The sequence below is a fragment of the Veillonella intestinalis genome (assembly GCF_943193155.1).
Lineage (GTDB): Bacteria > Bacillota > Negativicutes > Veillonellales > Veillonellaceae > Veillonella_A > Veillonella_A intestinalis.
In genome coordinates, this window is sequence record NZ_CALPDB010000003.1 from 230,413 (window position 1) to 251,229 (window position 20,817).

Consider the following 20,817-nt stretch of genomic DNA (forward strand, 5'->3'; position numbering starts at 1 on the left):
CATTATACACAGTGTACTCTTATTTATTTTCGTACCCCTTGAGGAGTGGTTTTATATGATGACACAGCTGCAAGGCTTAATTGAAACATTCCGCTTTGGAGATTTAGTCGATATCTTATCCGTAGCGGTTTTAATATACTATTTATACAAACAAATTAGAGATACTAGAGCTATGGCCCTGTTAAAAGGGTTGGTTGTACTAGGGTTAATTAATGTAGCCAGCCGATTCTTTGATTTACATGTAATTAGCTGGATATTACAACAAGGTATGACCGTTCTATTGGTTGCATTGCCAGTGGTATTTCAACCAGAATTACGTCGGGCTTTGGAACGATTAGGTCGTGGCCGACTATTTTCCAAATCCCAAGATGTAAGTGAAATGGAGATTGAAAGTCTAGTCAATGAAGTCATGGCATCAGCTAAGGTTATGTCTCGTGAAAAAATAGGGGCCCTTATCGTATTTGAACGCGAAGTAGGCTTGGGAGAAATTATTGATACGGGCATTGAAATTGACGGTAAAGTATCCCGTGAATTGTTAAATAATATATTTATTCCTAATACACCCCTTCATGATGGAGCTGTTGTTATTCGCAACAATCGGGTTATGGCAGCGGCCTGTTTATTACCATTAACTCAGGATAGAAGTTTAAGTACTGAATTGGGAACGCGCCACAGAGCGGCGATTGGTCTGAGTGAGCAGGCTGATGCAGTGGTGCTAGTTGTTAGTGAAGAGACGGGTAAAATTTCTTATACCTATGGGGGGCATATTTATCGTCATTTACCTGAAGAGCAATTGCGTGAATCCTTACGTGCCTTTATGGAACGTCCTAAATCAGCCTTGTCCTTCTTAAAGAAATGGAGGGCTAAAAAATGATGCAATTTTTCCACAAAATTCAAGGTCATTGGATGGCAAAAATTTTATCCCTATTGGGTGCCATTCTATTATGGTTCTTCGTTATGAAAGAACAAAATCCTATTGTAGATATTAATTATACCGTGCCTGTACAAGTACAGAATTTGAACTCGCAGTATGTGGTAGATAATATACCATCAGAGGTTCATGTACATTTACGGGGACCTCGTAACTCCATTCTATCGATTAATCAAAGCTCGCTAAAAGCGCATTTAGATATGGGTGATGTGTCGCCAGGGCAGCAGAGCTTACAAATTTTATTCACACCACCAGCAGGTGTTACCGTGGTAAGTATGACACCGGATACAGTTAATGTAAATGTGGATGAATACATGCTCAAAGAAGTGCCGGTAGAGGTGCAACAGTTGGGAAAAGTGCCAGAAGACATTGCCATTAAATCTGTAAATACAGTACCTAAAGTAGTGACGATTAGTGGTGCTAAACAAGAAGTAGAAAGCGTTGCGCATGTAATTTTGCGTATTAAAATGAATGATCGTCGAGCTAACTTTACTGCTTCTGGTATGATGGTTGCCGTTGATGCGGCTGGTAAGACTGTAGATAATGTAACGATTACACCACGACAAGGGCAAGCTCAGATTGAGCTGGAACAAATTCGCTTTGAAAAGAATTTACCTGTAGTGGCTAATGTAACCGGGACAGTGAGCAATGAGTATGCCATTAAAAGTATTACTGTAGAGCCACAGCAAGTGCTAGTAAGTGGTAAAGAAGGGGACCTTAAAAACTTGTCAGAATTACGGACCGTAGATATTCCGTTAAATGGCCAGATTGCTAATATTGAAGGCGACTATGATATAGTGTCGAGCGATAATTATGCAGTTAACCCTACAAAAGTACATGTAATTGTGGAAATTGTAAAAAAATATTTAGGAGACACTAATGCTAAGAATAATTAATTTTCGAGTGGATGTAACTGCTAAAAATCCATTAGAAGCCTTACTTGTTCATAAATTTCCTGTCTTAAAAGGTCAGATTGAGCAAATCCATGTAGTAAGAAGAGCTGTGGATGCGCGTAAAAAACCTCATATTACGTTTGTATATACGTTATTTGTGGAAGTTCGTGATGAAGCGTTGGTTATGAAACGCTTGGGACGGGACAAAAATGTAAGCACTATGGAACCTGTGGAGCCAGAACCGATTGTACATGGCAAGCAGAGCTTAGCCCATCGGCCAGTAGTAGTCGGCTTTGGCCCAGCTGGTATGTTAGCTGCTTTTTACTTGGCTCGTGAAGGCTATCGCCCGATTGTATTAGAGCGCGGACAAGATGTGGGCCAACGAGCTAAAGATGTAGAAGAGTTTTGGACCTCTGGGCAGTTTAAGCCAGAGTCTAATGTACAATTTGGCGAAGGTGGTGCTGGCACTTTTTCTGATGGTAAGTTAACTACGCGTGTAACGCATCCACGGCTTCATGAAATTGCTAAATATTTTGTACGCTTTGGGGCACCAGCAGAGATTTTATACAAACATAAACCTCATGTAGGCACTGATGTGTTGCGCGGTATGGTAAAAGCGATGCGGGAGCAAATCATTGCTTGGGGCGGTGAAGTGCGCTTTGGCGCTAAAGTTACTAAGTTATGCCTTGAACAGGCGCATGTAACTGGTGTGGTGGTCAATGATAGTGAGACCATTACTACAAATTTAGTGCTAATAGGGATTGGCCATAGTGCCCGTGATACTTATGAAATGATGTATCAGGCAGGGATTGCCATGGAAAGTAAACCTTTTGCAGTCGGCGTTCGTATTGAACACCCGCAGTCGATGATTGATATTTCACAATATGGCATAGAACCAGCTGAATTAGGCTTAGGCGCTGCTGAATATTCCGTAGTATATCATGATAAAGAATCAGGCCGGACAGCGTATAGTTTCTGTATGTGCCCTGGCGGTGAAGTGGTGGCCTCAGCTTCAGAAGAAGGTCATGTAGTTACTAATGGTATGAGTTTGTATGCTCGTGCTAGTGGCGTAGCTAATAGTGCCTTAGTAGTCACTGTGGGACCCGATGATTTTGGAACTCATCCCTTAGGTGGCGTAGCATTTCAACGAGAATGGGAAGCGAAAGCTTATGAGTTAGGGGGCCGTGATTATAAAGCGCCATTGCAAACAGTGGGCGACTTTTTAGCACATCAAGTAGGTACGGTACCTCTTAATCAAGCAAATGCGCCTCATTCGTATCGTCCTGGTGTAGTAGCAGCAGACTTGCATGCTTGTTTGCCAACGTATGTGACGGAAGTAATGGAACGCGCGTTGCCGTATTTTGGACGCCGTATTAAAGGATTTGATGAACCACAAATTTGTATGACTGGTGTAGAAACAAGAACATCGTCACCACTTCGTATTTTACGTGATGAAGATCGACAGTCACCGACCATTAAAGGGTTATATCCTATGGGTGAAGGTGCTGGTTATGCAGGTGGAATCATGAGTGCTGCCTTAGATGGTGCGGAAACAGCCATTCGTGTTATGGTTGCGTATAAGCCGTTAATGGCACAGGAAGGAGAAGCATAATGTCTAGATTGTTTGGTACTGATGGTGTACGTGGGGTAGTGAATGCATTTTTAACCCCTGAATTGGCTTATCATTTAGGGCGCGCAGCGGCGGCCTATTTTGGGCGTCAAAAAAAGCGTCCTGTATTCTTAATTGGCCGCGACACTCGTATTTCTGGGGCTATGCTTGAAAATGCATTGGCCGCAGGTATTTGTTCTGTTGGTGGGGATGTAGTAGTAGCCGGTGTTGTGCCTACGCCAGCGGTGGCGTACTTAGTGCGTCAGCATGGCTGGGATGCTGGTGTTATAATCTCTGCGTCCCATAATAAATTCCCTGATAATGGTATTAAATTCTTCGATGGTCAAGGCTTCAAATTACCTGATGCAGTAGAAGATGAATTAGAAGATTTATGCCGAAAGAGTAGTGAAAATGACTTAGAACGGCCGACGGGGGCTGATATTGGACGTATTTTACATAGTCGTGAATTAGCGCATGAATATGCTCGTTTTGTAGAAAGCACTGTCGATGTGTCGCTAGAAGGTTTAACCGTTGTATATGATGGCGCTAATGGTGCAGCATCTGCTGTAGGGCCTGAAGTATTTGAAAAATTAGGCGCGAAGGTCATTGCTATTAATGTAGATCCTGATGGTATTAATATTAATGAAAATGCCGGTTCTACACATATGGAAGGCTTACAGGCGGCGGTTATTAAATATGGCGCTGATGTAGGGATTGCTAACGATGGCGATGCAGACCGCTGTTTATTAGTTGATGAAAAAGGTCAGACCTTAGATGGGGACCAAATTATGTTGCTCTGTGCGAAACAATTAAAAGAGCAAGGTCATTTGAAAGATGATATGATTGTAGGCACCGTTATGAGTAATATAGGGTTCCATAAAGCGGCTCACGATTTAGGTATGAAAACTTGCTCCACCGCTGTGGGTGACCGATATGTATTAGAAAAAATGCGTGCTGAAGGCTATTCTATTGGTGGTGAACAGTCAGGGCATGTAATCTTTTTAGATTATAATAGCACTGGTGACGGCTTATTGACAGCTGTGCAGATGTTAGCCCTTATTAAAAAGTCCGGCCAAAGTTTATCTGAGTTGGCTAATGTAATGGTGAAATATCCTCAGTTATTAATCAATGTCCATGTGGCGACTAAAACTGGTTGGGATGAAAATCCATTAATTAAAGCGGAGATTTCTGAAGCCGCTCGTGAACTTGGTGAAAATGGTCGTGTATTAGTACGTCCATCAGGAACGGAAGCATTAATTCGAGTTATGGCAGAAGGGCCAAATCAAGAACAATTGGAACGACTTTGTCACACCATTGCTGATACAATTGGGCGTGAGCAAGGCTTAGTAGAAGAATAAAAACAAGCTAGGAAGGGGCTTTCGGGCCCCTTCTTTACAATTTGTAGGTCTATACCGTATAATATACTGTAACGTAGTCTGTCTATGTGACAGAAACTATGTAGACTGTCGAATCAAATATAAAGGAGAGACCCTAATTCGTAAAGGCGAATAGCGCAAGCACTGAGCGGAGACAGCCGTTTCAGTAGACGAGGTAGAGGAGTATCGAAGAATCAGCGGATGCCTCTCGGCCAGCTTCAGTCGTTATATAAACTACAAAGTCTTTTGGTGACAGAGGAACAAAAAGTTTATAAGAAGCTATGAAGTATGTCTATTTTTAGGAGGAAAACAACCATGTGTGGTATTGTAGGATATATTGGATTTGAGGATGCGTCCACGTTTATGTTAGACGGCTTGTCTAAGTTGGAATATCGTGGCTATGACTCAGCTGGGATTGCCGTATTGGGCCCAGATAATGTAATTAAGGTACAGAAAAAAGTAGGTCGTTTAGCTAATTTGGAGGCTGTAGTAAAAGGGGATCCAAATCCTGGTTTCATGGGGATTGGTCATACTCGTTGGGCGACTCATGGCCGCCCATCTGATATGAATGCTCATCCGCATACAGATGCAAAAGGTTTATTCGCTGTAGTTCATAATGGTATTGTAGAAAACTATTTACCAATCAAAGAAGAGTTACTTAAAAAAGGTTATGAATTCAAATCTGAAACAGATACTGAAGTAGTAGCTCACCTATTAGCTGACATGTATGACGGTGACTTTGAAGGCACTGTGCGTCGTATGTTAGACCGCATTGAAGGTTCTTACTCCTTAGTTATTATGTGTGCCGATGATCCAAATCGTATTATTTGTACAAAACAGGATAATCCATTAGTTATTGGCCTTGGCAAAGGAGAAAACTTTATTGCCTCTGACATTCCAGCTATTATTAATCATACTCGTGATACTTACATTTTAAATGATGGCGAAGTAGCTATCGTAACTAAAGACTCTGTAAGTGTTAGTGACCGAGCTGGTAATCCAATTAATAAAAAAGTGTTCCATGTAACTTGGAATGCAGAAGCCGCTGAAAAAGGTGGTTTTGAGCATTTTATGCTTAAAGAAATTTACGAACAGCCTAAAGCGATTCGTGATACTTTAACAGGGCGTATTTCTAAAGATAATAAAGAAGTAATCTATGAAGAACTTGGTTGGGAACCAGCTGATGTTGCTTCAATTAATCGCATTTTAATTACTGCTTGTGGTACGGCATATCACGCTGGTTTAGTAGCTAAATACTATATTGAACAGTTAGCACGTATTCCTGTTGAAGTAGATATTGCATCTGAATACCGCTATCGCAATCCATTGACGGATAAAAATACATTGGCTATCGTAATTAGTCAGTCTGGTGAAACTAGTGATACTTTGGCTGCTTTAAAAGAAGCTAAACGTTTAGGCGCTCGTTCTTTAGCAATTACCAATGTGGTAGGTTCGTCTATTTCTCGTGAAGCGGATCAAGTAATTTATACTTGGGCTGGTCCTGAAATTGCCGTAGCCTCTACTAAAGCCTATACCACTCAGTTGGTAGCATTATTATTATTAGCTGTATATCTTGGCCAATTAAATGGCAAATTGGATGCGACTTTACGGGAACAAATCTTAACAGATTTACATGAATTACCTAATTTATGTAATGAAATTTTTGAGTCCGTAGATGATATTAAAGCTTTTGCTCGTAATTATGGTTTCCGCGAAGATGCGTTCTTCTTAGGACGTTCTATCGATTACGCTGTTGCTATGGAAGGTTCTTTAAAATTAAAAGAAATTTCCTACATTCATGCAGAAGCTTATGCTGGTGGGGAATTAAAACATGGTACGTTAGCGCTTATTGAAGAAGGCGTTCCAGTGATTGCCCTTGCAACGCAAGATGATGTGCGCGAAAAAATGATGAGCAATGTAAAAGAAGTTAAAGCTCGTGACGCTGTTGTAATTGGTCTTGGCTTAGCTGGTGATACAGAGCTTGAAAAGTATGTAGACCATACAATTTTTGTACCGCGTGCAGACAAATATGCGGCGCCAATTTTAGCAGTAGTGCCTCTACAATTATTAGCATATTATGCAGCCATTACTCGTGGTGCTGATGTAGATAAGCCAAGAAATTTAGCGAAATCAGTAACTGTAGAATAAGTGCTAGCCTTTGCTTATGATAGGCATTAGGGCTAAATAATGTATGTATCATAGAGTCACAGGTCGTCTGTTGATTCTTTAAACCGTGGCTATTTTATGTAGCCACGGTTATTTTTCATGTACAGAATGACATATTCGGGGTACAATAGTAAATGAATATATAAATATACACTCTGATAAAACATGTATCTTTTGTCAGAGACAATTATAGGAGGAATTTTTCATGTCAGTTATTTTTTCTGGAATTCAGCCAAGTGGGGAATTAACCTTAGGTAATTATTTAGGAGCATTGCGTAATTTTTTAGATTATCAAGATAGTGATGAGTGCTATTACTGTATCGTTAATCAACATGCGATTACAGTGCCACAAGATCCTAAAGAATTATTTACTAATACACGTCGTTTAGCAGCGCTTTATTTAGCAGTTGGGTTAGATCCTAAGAAAGTAACTTTATTCGTGCAATCTGAAGTGCCTGAACATGTGCGCTTAGGCTGGGTTATGACTACTGTTAGCTATGTAGGCGAATTGGAACGAATGACGCAATATAAAGATAAATCACAGAAGCGTGGTGATTCGATCCCTGCTGGTTTATTGACCTATCCACCATTGATGGCGGCGGATATTTTGTTATATCAAACTAATTATGTGCCAGTTGGGGAAGACCAGAAACAGCATATGGAATTGACTCGTGACTTAGCACAACGTTTTAATCGTATATATGGCGAAGTGTTCACTGTGCCAGAAATAAAATTGGGTGTAGGTGGTGCTCGTGTAATGAGTTTACAAGAGCCAACTAAAAAAATGAGTAAGTCTGATGATAATCAAATGGCGACTATTCATTTATTAGATGATGAAGCCTCTATCGTCAAAAAAATTAAACGTGCTCAAACTGACTCTGACAATTCAGTGCATTACGATAAAGAAAATAAGCCTGGCATTTCTAATTTAATGGGAATTTATGCGGCAATTACCAAAGAGTCTTATGAAACCATTGAACAGCGTTATGCAGGGCAAGGCTATGGTACCTTTAAGAAAGATGTGGCAGAACTATTAGTGGATACATTAAAACCAATTCATGAACGTTACAATGATTTAATTGATAGCCCAGAACTTGATCGAATTCTTGACGAAGGGGCTTTAAAGGCTCGTGAAAAAGCTAGCAAAACTTACCGCGAAGTAGAGTTAGCTATGGGTTTACATCGCAAATAAAGGTAATATATTAAATTTACATACTTGGTATGGTAGTGTTGAGTACGGTTAATAGCATGCTAGTAGGGGTTTTGATTAGCTGAGCTATACGGGCTTGGGGCTGGAGGTGTGGCTATGGATGAAAAAGAAGTAGCTAAACGCTTTCCTTGTGGCGAGGTTGAGGGAACGTTTGCCGACTATATAGTAGTATCTTGGGTTATGTGGCTATTCTTTGGGGCTGTAGCTACATGGGCTATGTGGCATGCCCAAAGAGGGGTTGTGTGGAATCAGATTGCCATTGACTATTTTATTGTAGGTTTTTGTGTATGGCGTATGACCCGCCAACGCCGTCCTTTGGTGTATGTTTGTGAAAAGGGGATTGTCATACGGCGTCGTCCGGCTAGCCTATGGGAACGCATTGATATGCTGTGGAATGGCGATAATTATTACACCTTTATTCCCTATAGTCAAATTATGGGATTTACTGCTAACTGGGAAGAAATTCATATGGTTACCGATACGGGTGGTATCTTAATTGTTATGGTGGATTTACAATTTGTGCAGTACAATCAGAAGTTAGAACTGTTGACCTTAATTGATGAGCGTAGCCATAGTGGCTCATAAGGGTTTGTACTTCATAGTGGGTAAGAGGTAGCACATTTAGTTAATGATTGTACATTTAAAAAGTAATTACATAGTTAGTTATAATCTAAGGTCCAACATATGTTGGGCCTTTTTAATATGCCAAGGTTGATGTTTTGTATACCAAGTTTAATTCTTTGTATGTTAAGTCTAATTCTTTGTATGTTGATTTTGATTTCTTGCATGTTAATTTTAATTCACTCCTATCCTAAGTTGATTTCCCGTATACAAAGCTTGATTCACTGTAGAGGGGTTTATACCCTACTTATGCGTTTTAGTTCATTTAATTATGAATAATATATCTTAAAAATTAAAATTTAATACTTTACAACTTTAGCTAGATGAAGTAAAATAAGTTCATAAATTTTAAATGTACCGACTAAAAAGAAAGAGGGGACTTAGTTATGAATATGAAAAAATTAGCAGCTTTAGGGATGACCATGTTAGCTTTAGTAGCTTTCACCGCTGGTTGTGGTTCTGATACAAGTAGCAATGGAGCGGGGGAGTTACCTAAGAAAATGATTATTGGCTTAGACGACAATTTCCCACCAATGGGTTTCCGTGATGACAAAGGTGAAATCGTAGGCTTCGATATTGACCTAGCAAAAGAAGCTGCTAAGCGAGCTGGCATGGAGGTAGAATTTAAAGCCATTGATTGGGATAGTAAAGAAGCTGAACTTAAGAGTAAACGTATTGATGCCTTGTGGAATGGTGTAACAGTTACACCAGATCGGGAAAAGAATATTTTATTCTCCACTCCATATGTGCAAGATAAACAAATTATTGTGGTACGTAATGATTCAGCCATTCAAGGCAAAGAAGATTTAACGGGTAAAATCGTAGGTACTCAACAAGGTAGTAATGTAGAACCAATTCTTGATAAGGATGCACAAGAACGTGGTATTAAAGAAGTTAAAAAATATGGTGATTTTGTTAATGCCTTCATGGATCTTGAATTAGGTCGTATTGATGCCTTGGTGGTAGATGGCATTGTCGGTCAATATACAATGACTCAGAAACCTGGCGTGTTCCGCGTTGCTAATGGGGATTACGGTGCTGATAAAATGGCCGTTGGCTTCCGTTTAGATGATAAGGCGTTGCAAGCTAAGATGAATGATGTGCTCAAAGAAATGATGAACGATGGTACAGCAGATAAAATTGCTGAAAAATGGTTCGGTAATAGTAATTTATTAAATAAAGATGGTTTTAAATAATATCCAGAGAGCATAACGGCGTAAGCGCTGTGAGCATTTACAAGGATATGTAAATAAGAACAGTGTAAGAAGGGAGGTAAACCTTACCTCCTTTCTTTCTTTGAAGGGAGTCAGTTACATGGACTATTTATTGAAGATTACGCCTGTGATTGCTAATGGCTTAGGCGTGACAATATCACTATTTACAGTGGTCTTGGTATTATCCTTACCAGGGGGTATTTTAGCCGCTCTACTACGGCTATCACCTATCGGTATTGTTCGCAAAATTATGGCGTTTTACGTATATGTAATGCGTGGAACTCCACTTATGTTACAGATTTTATTCATTTACTATGGTCTGCCTTTCATTCCCTATGTAGGCGTTCAGTTGGATGATACAACGGCAGCCGTGATTTCCTTTGTTTTAAACTATGCGGCCTATTTATGTGAAATCTTCCGTGGTGGGATTCAATCCATCCCTAAAGGGCAGTATGAAGGGGCTAAAGTACTAGGCTTTACTTATGTACAAACGATGCGTAAAATTATTTTACCGCAAGTAATTAAACGCGTTTTGCCCCCTCTCGCGAATGAAACAATTAATTTATTAAAAGACACGTCTTTAGTGTATATTTTGGCTATGAATGATGTATTGCGCATTACTCGTGGCATCGTCCAACGTGACTTTGATACATCAGCCTTTATTGTAGCAGGGGCGTTTTATTTAATTATGACCTTTGTGTTGACAAATATTTTTAACTACTTAGAAAAGCGTTATGCTGTGTATGATGAATAGGAGCGATACATATGAGCTTTATTGAAATGAAGAATATAGAAAAAAGCTTTGATGGCTTACCTGTTCTGAAAAATGTAAGTTTATCTATGGCAAAAGGGGAAGTAGTAGCCATTATTGGCCCTTCTGGATCAGGAAAATCTACTTTTTTACGATGTTTAGGCCAGCTAGAAATGATAGACCGTGGTACAATAGTAGTAGATGGTACATCTTTGGTACAAACGACAGGAGATGGTCCGGCTGTGTATAGTGATAAAAAAACACAGCAACAGCTATTGTTACAAATGGGCATGGTGTTTCAGCAATTCAATTTATTCCCTCATATGACGGTATGGGAGAATATTTTAATTGCGCCACAAATGGTAAAAGGCATGAAGACAGTAGATATTGCACCCATAGCGGAGCAACTATTGAAAAAAGTTGGATTGTGGGAAAAGCGCGATGTGTATCCTGCTAAATTATCAGGCGGTCAAAAACAACGTGTTGCCATAGCTCGTGCCTTGGCGATGAATCCAAGCATTATGCTTTTTGACGAACCAACTTCAGCTTTGGATCCTGAGTTGACTGGTGAAGTGCTTCGCACCATTCAGCAGTTAGCGGAGGAACATATGACGATGATTATTGTTACTCATGAAATGGCTTTTGCGCGGCAAGTAGCAGATCGCATTATTTTTATGGCTGATGGTATTATCCAAGAAGAAGGGGAACCAGAAGCAGTCTTTACCAATCCTAAGTCACCACGTACCAAAGCATTTTTAGATTCTATGCTATAAAAAGGAGACTTATATTATGAAGCAACATTGGCACGCAAAACTGGCTACTTTAGCAGTAGGCGCTTTATTAGGTGTAATGGGGACAGCCTATGCAAAGAGTTTACCAACGTATGATACAACGAAAGCAACGGCGCAGGCACAGACCTTTGAAGCGCGAGGGGTTCATAGTGAAGCTAGCTTACCAGCGGCGTATCAGTCGTATGCGACTACAGTTACTACTGAAGTTCGTGATTATCATGAAGGGTTTACCTTTACTGTGCCTTGGCGTTTGACGAATGGCCGTTATGAATCGCAAGCCAAAGATGATGGCAGTACAGAACGAGGCTATTTCTTTAATTTAGCAGAAAGTTCCATTGCTGAGCCGTTTTTATTATCTTTTACAAAACGTGACAATATTGTAGAAGGCAATGTGAGCTTAGCCCAATGGAATACCACTTGGTATAATGAGTCAGTCACGAATATGACAAAAGAGCGCTATTTAGCATTATGGCGTGAAAATCGCTCAGATCTTAAAGGGTACACCTTAGACGGTGACTTATTTGATTATAAAGGGGCTACCACAGCTCGTTGGGATTCATTCGTACGCAGTGATGCTGGTGATACAGGCTCTACATTCTTTGACGCTGAATTTATTATGTCCCAAGATCCAACTCAGCGTTATACATTGACTATGATGTACCCAAGTAAATATACGGACTACATGAATCAGGGGATTGTTAAAACTGTATTGCCTTCTTTTAAATTATTAAAAGAAAAATATCGTAATGTGGGGGACTTAGTGCTCAATGATGAAATTAGTTTTGTGAAGCCAAAGGGTTTTAAAGTATTGACGAAGGGTAATACGGGTGCAGTGTTATCTAAAGATAGTTATCGCATTGAAGTAGGTTTATTCTCTATGGAAAAAACGGTGGCCTTAGATGGCGCTTCGGCTTATCCAACTATGACAGCGCGCCAAGAAATGGCTGATTACTATGTAGAAGAGTTAGTAAATAATTATGGCGCCACTATTGAAGCGTACAAAACATTGATTGATAATCATAATACAGGAAGCTTGATTGCAGGTACGTTGCAACGTGGTGAAGGTAGTGCGATTAAATTTGCTTCTTACATTACCTTGACTGATAAAGGGGAAGCTGTAGTGGCTCGCGTTATGACTCCGGATAATGGCCAGACTATAGAAGAATTAATGAAGCTCGTAGAAGGGGTACGGATTCAGCATAAGGGTCTTACTACGAGTGGCACTATTGTTTTATAAAAAATAAAAATTTTTTCATAAGAAAAAAGGACTTTTATATATTTATAGAGAATACTTAAATATAGAAGAAGTCAGAGTGAATGATTTAAGCTCATTCACCAGTGGGAGGGATTCACATGAAAGTAGAATACAAAACAATTGTCGTACCAGCTGATGGTTCTGAAAACTCTAAACGAGCTTTACAACATGCCGTGTCTATTTGTGAACGCAATGAAGCACAGCTTATTATCGTACATGTAGCGAATATTGTATCTGCTATTTCTAATTTTGACCAAACACCAATTAGCGGTGGGTATGTGTCAGAACAAATTGCAGAAGATATGGAAGAAACCGGCAAAAAAATCCTTGAAGAAGTGGCTAAGGATGTGCCAGCAGACATTACTGTGAAAAATGTGTTTGAAGTAGGCTCACCTGGTCCTGCTGTTTTAGCTGTAGCAAAGAAATTTAATGCTGATTTAATTGTTATGGGTAGCCGTGGCTTAGGACCTTTGAAAGGCTTATTCATGGGCAGCGTAAGTAGTTATGTAACGAGTCATTCTACTTGCCCAGTGCTCGTTGTAAAATAAGGTTGTCACAAAAGAGGCTTTGCTCACAGAGGGCAAAGCCTCTTTTTGGAATGGAGGCGCTATGAATAAACAACGTGTTGTCTGGCTTCATGAGCAACTACCAACTTGGGAAGAAAAGGGGTGGATTACCAAAGAACATGCCGCTCAAATGAAAGTGTTCTACGGTACCATTGAAACTAAAAAAGGGCCTTCATGGCGTCGCTTGTTGGTATTATTGCTAGGTTTATTATTAATTAGTTTAGGTTTATTTTTATTATTTGCCGGCTATTGGTATAGCTTTTCGCCGGCTGGTCGTATGGATTGGTGTATAGCCCTTTTATTAGTAGCTGTCATTGCCCTCGGTCTTGGCGTGTGGAAAGCACCGCGCAGTAGCTTATATGCCGAAGGGGTGGGGCTTTTTTATACATTAGCCTTACTGTTATCTACGTGGCTTATGGGGGATACGTATTATACAGGCGAAGGGCTTGGATTTTACGCTCTTTTGTGTATGGTCTTAATATTGCCCGTGGTGTATTTGTTGGGCTCTCATTTTACTATGATGGCCTATTTGCTTATCGGCTTGGCTTGGAGTGTATCTGCTCATGATGTGACCATTTGGGGCGAACCTATTTGGCTGTGGCTGTTATTAGCTGCGGGAAGTCCGTTTTTTGCAGAGCAATTACGTAAACAAAGTCAGTCATATTTATCGTTATTATGGCTCTCTTGGGTATATGTAGGCGCTATTTTTGGTGCTATTTTCTTCACCATTAATTCCTATCAGTTATCTTTAGGTCTATTCTTTGTGGCGGCTTTATCAGCAGCTACTTATGCTCTAGGAAGTTTATCGCGTGAACAGGGAATTTGGTCACTCCCATTCCGTGGCGTAGGTGTGTTAGGTCTCATGTATGTTGTTGTATATGGCACCTTCCTTCAGACTTGGCAAGATGAAGCTGTGGCGAACATAAATTGGCTCAGTATTGTACTAGCTGTGTTAGCCTTAGCTTTAGTGCTAGGGTCACTAAATGCATTGTGGCAAAAACGACAGGGCCCTGAGATGCTAATTGTTCTATGCCCTATCGTAGTTGGTATACTTATGGGGCTAGCTCATGCGGGCATAACACCGTTGACAGTTTCTATTATTTTTAATTTATATGTTATTTGTTTGGCGATAGTATTATTATGGCAAGGCACTATGTCTAAACGAGTAGCATTAGTAAATGGTTGTATTTTTACCTTCCTTGCGATGATTGGCGCTCGCTTCTTTGATCCTGCGTTTACCTTTGTAGAGCGTGGTTTCACCTTCATTGTAGTAGGTAGTGCTATTTTTGTAGTAAATCTATTTTATATGTGGCGAAAACAAGCTCAGCAGGTACAAATTAATTCATCCGTAGCAAAAGCGAATCGTCGCGTACGGCGGTCGAGTCAAATGAATGACGATGAACCTGAAATACAGGATAGTCAGTTAGTACAGGACAATAAGATAACTCCCAATGAGCAATTCGGTACTACCAGTGAGGAAAACCGAATAGCTACAGATTCCGTAGGTCGAAAGGAGGGGGCTAACGATGCTGAATAAAGTGTATGTAAAATGGTTGCTTTTCTTAGTGGTAGCCATTGTGACCTTAGTATCGCCCTTCTTTATTCAACAGAGGTCTACTTCGCTGTTACAAGGCGGTGGAGAATATCAGTGGCCAGTGTCCTTGTCACGAACGGCTAGTTGGATACCTTCTGATTATTTAGAGGTGAAGTTTTTAGGAAGCCGAGCTCCTTGGCAAGGGACAACTTTGCCGGCGGTGAATCAAGAAGTATATGTGTGGGTGATACCTAAGGCTAATGGGATTTTAGAAGTGAAAGGCGTAGCGGATACAAAGCCAACTTCTGGGGATTATATTTTAGCCCGCGTTACCAAAATTGATGGCACTGATGTAGAATTTCAACTATTATTTAATCGGGTCACATTAGACTTAAATAAAGTGAATCCTCAATTTTATACTACGTACAAGGGAACCTTATTGGCGACTTTAAAAATTAAAGATGGCTATGGTATTGTAACTGGCGTTTATTCACGGGGCGTGGCCTTAGAGATGGCAACGCCAGAAAGTGAAGCGCAACAAGAGTTGGATAGTCGTACGCCTGTTGAACAGATTGGTGAACCCGCTGCTAGTGGTGTAATGGTGACGGTCGGTGAATAAAGACTGGCTCAAGACCTACTTTTAGGTATATAATAAAAGGCAAATAAAATTCGTAGAGTATAGGAGTGGGGTCATGGATGTAAGTCATGGGCAAGTAGATGTACAACAGTTGGCTGATTTATTTAAAGTATTAGGTGATCCAACACGGATACGCATTGTGCAACAGCTATTGAATAAGGAAATGTGTGTTACCGATATAGCAGAGGCTATGGGGATGGGGCAATCAGCCATTTCTCATCAATTGCGTGTGTTGCGACAAGCTCGTTTAGTTACATTTCGCAAAGAAGGCAAGACTGCTTTATATAGTTTAAATGATGAGCATGTGGTTGTACTATTAAGTCAAGGTATTGAACACGTTTCACATCAATAAGGACAATTGTATATACGAGATAAACCGCCTAGGTAGGCGGTTTTCTTTTAGTCCGTGACAATGGTATAATAAATTGTCAACATAGTTTAACAATGAGGATTTTTATGAAATATACAATTTTTTCTACAGACATAACGAATCCATTGGCCGTATGGCAACACTTTGATGGAAGTGAGCGTGTTTACTGGCATGACACGCAAGTAAATTGTGTTATTGTAGCCGCTGAACGAGTGAGAGCTATTACGGAAGCCGAATTAGCTGATTATCCTTGGGCGTGGTATAGCCAAAGTTTTTTTGACACGATTAACGATGATAGTTGGCAAGGCATGGGCAATGAATTAGTAGTGTTTAAGCACTACTATGTAAAAGAAGAAGGAAAAGCGTATTGGGTAACGATTAATAGTGAAGCCCCAACTGTGAGCGAAAGTGCAATACCTCACGTACAGCATGCCTATGAAATGGTGACCACTGGTGATTATCCAGCGTGGGAGCAACTCTTTGAAGGCATTCAACAGGCTATTCATAGCGGTGAAGTTACCAAAGTAGTAGCTTCACGGAAAGTGGCCTTTCATAGTGAACGCCCCTTTGAAAGTACGTCGATTATTGGTAATTTAGTGGCTCAAAATCAAGGGGCCTTTATCTTTGCGTATGGGAAAGGGGAGGCTGTTTTTCTAGGTGCTTCGCCAGAAGTATTAGTTCGTAAGCGTGGTCAAGATTTTATGAGTTATGCTTTAGCAGGAACCCTCAAAAAAGACCATATTCAAGATGGTGGCGCTCGTCTATTGGAGGACCCAAAAAATTTGCGGGAACATCAAATTGTGATTGACCGTATTCGCCAAACCATGCTGTCCTTGTGTGATAAGGTTGATGTACAAGAAACGCATATTATGGAATTGCCTAATTTATATCATTTACGAACGTTATTATATGGGCATGATACTAAAGATTCTATATTAACTATGGCTAAAGCTTTACACCCTACGCCGGCTATGGGCGGAGAGCCTCGCGAGGCAGCCTTAGCGGTATTGAAAAAATATGAGCCTTATGAGCGTGGTTTATATGCTGCTCCTCTAGGTTGGGTCTGTGGTAATACGCCATTATTTCGTGAAGCGGGCGATGGTTTATTGATTGTAGGCATTCGTTCTGCCTTGATTCAGGGACAAGATTTATATGCCTATGCTGGTTGTGGTGTAGTTGCAGAATCTGACTGTGAAGCGGAATATACCGAAACAGCTACAAAATTGCAAACTATTTTAAACGCATTATGATATTGAGGTATGACTATGAATGAATATATAGCAGCTGCTGTCGATGAGTTATATCAGTTAGGGGCCCGTCATGTAGTCTTTAGCGGTGGCTCTAGGTCGACAACTATGGCAATGCTGTTTATGGCGCAAGGTCAATACAAAACATATATGAATATTGATGAACGTTCGGCAGGATTCTTTGCTTTAGGAATTGCTAAGCGGACTCAACAGCCTGTTGTTTTAGTATGCACCTCAGGTTCGGCGGGCGCTCATTATTATCCAGCGCTTATTGAGGCGTACTATAGTCGAGTGCCGTTAATTGTATTAACCGCTGATCGACCACCGGAGGCTCAGTTTATAGGGGCACCGCAAACAATGGATCAAATAAAGCTTTTTGGCTCTTATGTAAAGCATTTTGAAACTTTAAGTCCTTGTGAGGGCGATTTTATATATCCACGCCAAGTTATGGCTAGAGCCTACATGGCGGCTACAGATGTAGTGCCTGGGCCAGTTCATATTAATGTACCTTTGCGAGAACCTTTGGTGCCTTATACAGAAGCTACTTATTTTGAAAAAGGCCGTCAATCAAAACCGTTCCAAAAATTATTGGGACAAGGTCAACTTAGTATAGCTGAGGGTGAAACGTTGGCCGCGGAATTGCAAGGTAAGCGTGGTCTTATGCTTTGTGGCCCCCTTACTGGTCATGAAAGTTGGTCATTGGATTACCGGACAGCTTTATTAGCCTTAGCACAGCAGTTACAAACACCAATCTTAGCAGATCCCTTATCACCTATGCGGGCTGTCAGTGATGAACTACTTATAGATAGTTATGATGCTTTTTTGAGTAATCCTGATTGGCAAGAGGCGTTGAGACCAGATTATATTCTTCTATTTGGTCAAATTCCCGTTTCAAAGCGTTTACAACAATTTGTAAAACAGCAAACGCAAGCTGTATGTTACCAAATAGATTCTGGTGCAGCTTATCGTAATGGCGCATTGACTACGAATATCGTGATTCAGGTAGACCCTAAAGCCTGGGCAGAACAAATGGTAGTTAGCTTAACTAAGATGAAGGCTGGCGCTGACTTAGTGAATGATAATGGGCAAGAGCAGCCTATAACACAGGACGTAGCTGATTTTGTCAATCGCTGGCAACAGGCACAGCGCCTTATGCGCAAACAATTAAATAAGGTGGCTACAGAAGGTACTTTATTTGAAGGTCGCTTTGTCTATGAATTACAGCAAGTATTACCTAGTGGTACTAATGTGGTTGTTGCCAATAGTATGCCTATTCGTGATTTTGATTATTTTTGGTCGCAAGGTACAGACCAAATAAAAATTTATGGCAATCGTGGCATTAATGGTATTGATGGTGTAGAGTCCACTGCCTTAGGTGTAGGTGCTGCTTATGGAGAACCTACTGTATTGGTAACTGGCGATTTATCCTTTTTCCACGATATGAATGGTCTTGTGATGGGACAGACTGAGAAGCTCAATCTTTTAATCGTGCTATTTAACAATGATGGGGGCGGTATTTTTGAATATTTACCGCAAAAAGGGGTTCCTAATTTTGAATATTTATTTGGTACCCCCCAAGGCCTTACTTATAGTGCTTTAGCTGACTTGATGGGCGTTCAATATCAGGTGATTACTGATTATGAAACTTTCCCTCAAAGCGTACAAAAGGCGCTGGCAATAGGTGGTATCCATATATTAGAAGTAAAAACAAATCGTGAAGTCAGTCGTGAACTTCACAGAAAGTATACGGTAAGTGTGTATGAAAAATGAATTTGATACAGACGAAACACATGTGTATGACCAAGGTGAGCGGTCGGAGGTAGAAGCGGTTTTAGAAGCAGCCGATGATGTATATATCAATATTGATAATGTATCTTACCATGTTTCTTTACGGGGGGAAGGTATGCCATTGATTTGCTTACATGGTTTTGCTGAAGCTGGTGATACATGGGATAAACTGAATATTCCCGGTTTTCGTCTATATTGTGTTGATTTTCTAGGTCATGGTGTATCTGATCGTTCCAATGATCCTGTTATGTACCAATTAGATACAGTGTTACGTCATTTGTATACCTTGATTCATACGTTAGTAGGTCATGAATCCTATGGTATTTTGGGCTATTCAATGGGTGGTCGCATTGCCTTACAATATGCGGCTATGTATGAGCCTGAGCGATTGATGTTTTTGTTGCTGGAATCAGCTGCACCAGGAATTGAAGATATGCAAGTGCGTCAAGAACGGGCTATGGCAGATAAGGAATTGGCTAATAAAATAGAAACGCATTCCATTGAATGGTTTGAAGCCATGTGGTCACAACTGCCCATTTTTAAGACGCAACAAAAATTATCACCAGCGGTGCAACAGACTATAAAAGATCGGCGCTTAAGTAATACGCCTGAGGTACTCGCTCATACATTGCGTGGTATTGGTCAGGGTATGACGCTGTATGTAGGTAATCAAATTGCTGATTTAGAATTAGAAATTCTCTACGTGTCCGGTGAGTTAGATACTAAATATACGGACATAGGGCAGACCATTTTTGGAATTTGTGAAAATGTATCGCATGTTATTGTGCCAGATGTAGGTCACAATGTACATGTAGAGGCACCACAAGCATTTAATGAAATTGTAAATTTATTTTTATCTGATTATAATGACAAACGAATTAGTTAACGTTTATTAACTATGCCTATAGCGTTTCCCTCTAGGAGTGATAGTTGTAGTAGGCTATACATAATATACGTGCAAAATGATAAAGGTAATTATATATATTGTTTTGATTTAAAAGGAGGCTTATTATGAGCAAATTTGATTGGCAAGTATTAGATCGTGGTTATGAAGATGTAATTTATGAAACATATAATGGCATTGCTAAAATTACTATTAATCGTCCAGAGATTCGCAATGCATTCCGTCCTAAAACGGTGGTGGAATTAATTGATGCATTTACGATTGCTCGTGATGATACCGAAGTGGGTGTTATTATTTTGACCGGTGCTAACCATGGTGGCGATGTGAATAAAGAAGCATTCTGCTCTGGTGGTGACCAAAGTGTACGCGGTAATGGTGGTTATGTAGGTGAAGATCGCATTCCTCGTTTGAATGTTCTTGATTTACAACATTTGATTCGCATTACGCCAAAACCAGTTATTGCTATGGTTAATGGTTATGCTATTGGTGGGGGTCATGTGCTTCACATTGTATGTGATCTTTCTATCGCTTCTGAAAATGCTAAATTTGGTCAAACAGGTCCTCGAGTAGGTTCTTTTGACGCTGGCTATGGTGCTGGCTATTTAGCCCGCTTAGTAGGTCATAAAAAAGCGCGTGAAATTTGGTTCTTATGTCGCCAATATACAGCGCAAGAAGCCTTAGATATGGGTCTTGTTAATACAGTAGTTCCTTTTGAACAATTGGAAGAAGAAACGGTAAAATGGTGTGAAGAAATTCTTCAATTGTCCCCAATGGCACTTCGTTTCTTAAAGGCTTCCTTCAATGCTGATACAGATGGTTTAGCTGGGTTACAACAATTTGGTGGTGATGCTACGCTTATGTTCTACACTACTGATGAAGCTAAAGAAGGCCGTGATGCCTTTAAAGAAAAACGTAAACCTAATTTCAAACAATTCCCTAAATTCCCTTGATAGG

19 protein-coding genes are annotated in these 20,817 nt (G+C 40.3%); all 19 read left to right on the forward strand.

Translation table 11 applies throughout. The features are described from left to right. The first annotated feature begins 55 nt into the window (after window positions 1-55). On the forward strand, window positions 56-874 hold the full coding sequence (gene cdaA, locus NFR44_RS04980; RefSeq protein ID WP_251441584.1) for a diadenylate cyclase CdaA: 819 nt from the start codon (window positions 56-58) through the stop codon (window positions 872-874). Further along, window positions 871-1,827 carry a CdaR family protein gene (locus NFR44_RS04985; protein WP_251441585.1) on the forward strand — a complete coding sequence of 319 codons (957 nt, stop codon included), beginning with the start codon at window positions 871-873 and terminating at the stop codon, window positions 1,825-1,827. The genes cdaA and NFR44_RS04985 overlap by 4 nt, the downstream gene beginning before the upstream one ends. Then, window positions 1,811-3,436: an NAD(P)/FAD-dependent oxidoreductase gene (locus NFR44_RS04990; protein ID WP_251441587.1), complete on the forward strand. Its 1,626-nt coding sequence runs from the start codon at window positions 1,811-1,813 to the stop codon at window positions 3,434-3,436. The genes NFR44_RS04985 and NFR44_RS04990 overlap by 17 nt, the downstream gene beginning before the upstream one ends. Then, window positions 3,436-4,791 (forward strand): phosphoglucosamine mutase, encoded by a 1,356-nt coding sequence (gene glmM, locus NFR44_RS04995; protein ID WP_251441589.1) that lies wholly within the window; start codon window positions 3,436-3,438, stop codon window positions 4,789-4,791. Before NFR44_RS04990 ends, glmM begins: the two co-directional genes overlap by 1 nt. Window positions 4,792-5,124: 333 nt before the next feature. Next, window positions 5,125-6,957, forward strand: a complete 1,833-nt coding sequence (gene glmS / locus NFR44_RS05000; protein ID WP_251441590.1) for a glutamine--fructose-6-phosphate transaminase (isomerizing) — start codon at window positions 5,125-5,127, stop codon at window positions 6,955-6,957. Window positions 6,958-7,180: 223 nt separating this feature from the next. Beyond that, complete coding sequence (gene trpS / locus NFR44_RS05005; protein WP_251441591.1) at window positions 7,181-8,167, forward strand: tryptophan--tRNA ligase; 987 nt, start codon at window positions 7,181-7,183, stop codon at window positions 8,165-8,167. Window positions 8,168-8,281: 114 nt separating this feature from the next. Then, entirely contained in the window at window positions 8,282-8,770 is a 489-nt protein-coding gene (locus NFR44_RS05010; RefSeq protein ID WP_251441592.1) for a hypothetical protein, read from the forward strand. Window positions 8,771-9,192: 422 nt separating this feature from the next. Continuing rightward, window positions 9,193-10,002: an amino acid ABC transporter substrate-binding protein gene (locus NFR44_RS05015; RefSeq protein WP_251441593.1), complete on the forward strand. Its 810-nt coding sequence runs from the start codon at window positions 9,193-9,195 to the stop codon at window positions 10,000-10,002. Window positions 10,003-10,120: 118 nt separating this feature from the next. Then, complete coding sequence (locus tag NFR44_RS05020) at window positions 10,121-10,774, forward strand: amino acid ABC transporter permease (RefSeq protein ID WP_251441594.1); 654 nt, start codon at window positions 10,121-10,123, stop codon at window positions 10,772-10,774. 11 nt (window positions 10,775-10,785) lie between these two features. After that, window positions 10,786-11,544, forward strand: coding sequence for an amino acid ABC transporter ATP-binding protein (locus NFR44_RS05025; protein ID WP_251441595.1), 759 nt, complete (start codon window positions 10,786-10,788; stop codon window positions 11,542-11,544). A 16-nt stretch (window positions 11,545-11,560) separates the two neighbouring features. After that, complete coding sequence (locus NFR44_RS05030; protein WP_251441597.1) at window positions 11,561-12,799, forward strand: hypothetical protein; 1,239 nt, start codon at window positions 11,561-11,563, stop codon at window positions 12,797-12,799. Between the two features lie 116 nt (window positions 12,800-12,915). After that, window positions 12,916-13,365, forward strand: coding sequence for a universal stress protein (locus NFR44_RS05035; RefSeq protein ID WP_251441598.1), 450 nt, complete (start codon window positions 12,916-12,918; stop codon window positions 13,363-13,365). 61 nt (window positions 13,366-13,426) lie between these two features. Then, window positions 13,427-14,920, forward strand: coding sequence for a DUF2157 domain-containing protein (locus NFR44_RS05040; protein ID WP_251441599.1), 1,494 nt, complete (start codon window positions 13,427-13,429; stop codon window positions 14,918-14,920). Continuing rightward, entirely contained in the window at window positions 14,910-15,536 is a 627-nt protein-coding gene (locus tag NFR44_RS05045) for a hypothetical protein (RefSeq protein WP_251441600.1), read from the forward strand. Before NFR44_RS05040 ends, NFR44_RS05045 begins: the two co-directional genes overlap by 11 nt. Before the next feature lie 73 nt (window positions 15,537-15,609). Further along, window positions 15,610-15,906, forward strand: a complete 297-nt coding sequence (locus NFR44_RS05050) for an ArsR/SmtB family transcription factor (protein ID WP_251441601.1) — start codon at window positions 15,610-15,612, stop codon at window positions 15,904-15,906. A gap of 104 nt (window positions 15,907-16,010) precedes the next feature. Beyond that, window positions 16,011-17,174 (forward strand): isochorismate synthase, encoded by a 1,164-nt coding sequence (locus NFR44_RS05055; RefSeq protein ID WP_251441602.1) that lies wholly within the window; start codon window positions 16,011-16,013, stop codon window positions 17,172-17,174. A gap of 15 nt (window positions 17,175-17,189) precedes the next feature. Beyond that, window positions 17,190-18,941, forward strand: coding sequence for a 2-succinyl-5-enolpyruvyl-6-hydroxy-3-cyclohexene-1-carboxylic-acid synthase (gene menD / locus NFR44_RS05060; RefSeq protein ID WP_251441603.1), 1,752 nt, complete (start codon window positions 17,190-17,192; stop codon window positions 18,939-18,941). Further along, window positions 18,931-19,845 carry a 2-succinyl-6-hydroxy-2,4-cyclohexadiene-1-carboxylate synthase gene (menH, locus tag NFR44_RS05065; protein WP_251441604.1) on the forward strand — a complete coding sequence of 305 codons (915 nt, stop codon included), beginning with the start codon at window positions 18,931-18,933 and terminating at the stop codon, window positions 19,843-19,845. Before menD ends, menH begins: the two co-directional genes overlap by 11 nt. Window positions 19,846-19,970: 125 nt before the next feature. Further along, window positions 19,971-20,813 (forward strand): 1,4-dihydroxy-2-naphthoyl-CoA synthase, encoded by an 843-nt coding sequence (gene menB, locus NFR44_RS05070; RefSeq protein WP_251441605.1) that lies wholly within the window; start codon window positions 19,971-19,973, stop codon window positions 20,811-20,813. Window positions 20,814-20,817: the final 4 nt, after the last annotated feature.

Excerpts from the sequence above, each read along its gene's own strand:
- cdaA (WP_251441584.1), top strand. The coding sequence starts at position 56 with ATGATGACACAGCTGCAAGGCTTAATTGAAACATTCCGCTTTGGAGAT.
- NFR44_RS04985 (WP_251441585.1), top strand. The coding sequence starts at position 871 with ATGATGCAATTTTTCCACAAAATTCAAGGTCATTGGATGGCAAAAATT.
- NFR44_RS04990 (WP_251441587.1), top strand. The coding sequence starts at position 1,811 with ATGCTAAGAATAATTAATTTTCGAGTGGATGTAACTGCTAAAAATCCA.
- glmM (WP_251441589.1), top strand. The coding sequence starts at position 3,436 with ATGTCTAGATTGTTTGGTACTGATGGTGTACGTGGGGTAGTGAATGCA.
- glmS (WP_251441590.1), top strand. The coding sequence starts at position 5,125 with ATGTGTGGTATTGTAGGATATATTGGATTTGAGGATGCGTCCACGTTT.
- trpS (WP_251441591.1), top strand. The coding sequence starts at position 7,181 with ATGTCAGTTATTTTTTCTGGAATTCAGCCAAGTGGGGAATTAACCTTA.
- NFR44_RS05010 (WP_251441592.1), top strand. The coding sequence starts at position 8,282 with ATGGATGAAAAAGAAGTAGCTAAACGCTTTCCTTGTGGCGAGGTTGAG.
- NFR44_RS05015 (WP_251441593.1), top strand. The coding sequence starts at position 9,193 with ATGAATATGAAAAAATTAGCAGCTTTAGGGATGACCATGTTAGCTTTA.
- NFR44_RS05020 (WP_251441594.1), top strand. The coding sequence starts at position 10,121 with ATGGACTATTTATTGAAGATTACGCCTGTGATTGCTAATGGCTTAGGC.
- NFR44_RS05025 (WP_251441595.1), top strand. The coding sequence starts at position 10,786 with ATGAGCTTTATTGAAATGAAGAATATAGAAAAAAGCTTTGATGGCTTA.
- NFR44_RS05030 (WP_251441597.1), top strand. The coding sequence starts at position 11,561 with ATGAAGCAACATTGGCACGCAAAACTGGCTACTTTAGCAGTAGGCGCT.
- NFR44_RS05035 (WP_251441598.1), top strand. The coding sequence starts at position 12,916 with ATGAAAGTAGAATACAAAACAATTGTCGTACCAGCTGATGGTTCTGAA.
- NFR44_RS05040 (WP_251441599.1), top strand. The coding sequence starts at position 13,427 with ATGAATAAACAACGTGTTGTCTGGCTTCATGAGCAACTACCAACTTGG.
- NFR44_RS05045 (WP_251441600.1), top strand. The coding sequence starts at position 14,910 with ATGCTGAATAAAGTGTATGTAAAATGGTTGCTTTTCTTAGTGGTAGCC.
- NFR44_RS05050 (WP_251441601.1), top strand. The coding sequence starts at position 15,610 with ATGGATGTAAGTCATGGGCAAGTAGATGTACAACAGTTGGCTGATTTA.
- NFR44_RS05055 (WP_251441602.1), top strand. The coding sequence starts at position 16,011 with ATGAAATATACAATTTTTTCTACAGACATAACGAATCCATTGGCCGTA.
- menD (WP_251441603.1), top strand. The coding sequence starts at position 17,190 with ATGAATGAATATATAGCAGCTGCTGTCGATGAGTTATATCAGTTAGGG.
- menH (WP_251441604.1), top strand. The coding sequence starts at position 18,931 with ATGAAAAATGAATTTGATACAGACGAAACACATGTGTATGACCAAGGT.
- menB (WP_251441605.1), top strand. The coding sequence starts at position 19,971 with ATGAGCAAATTTGATTGGCAAGTATTAGATCGTGGTTATGAAGATGTA.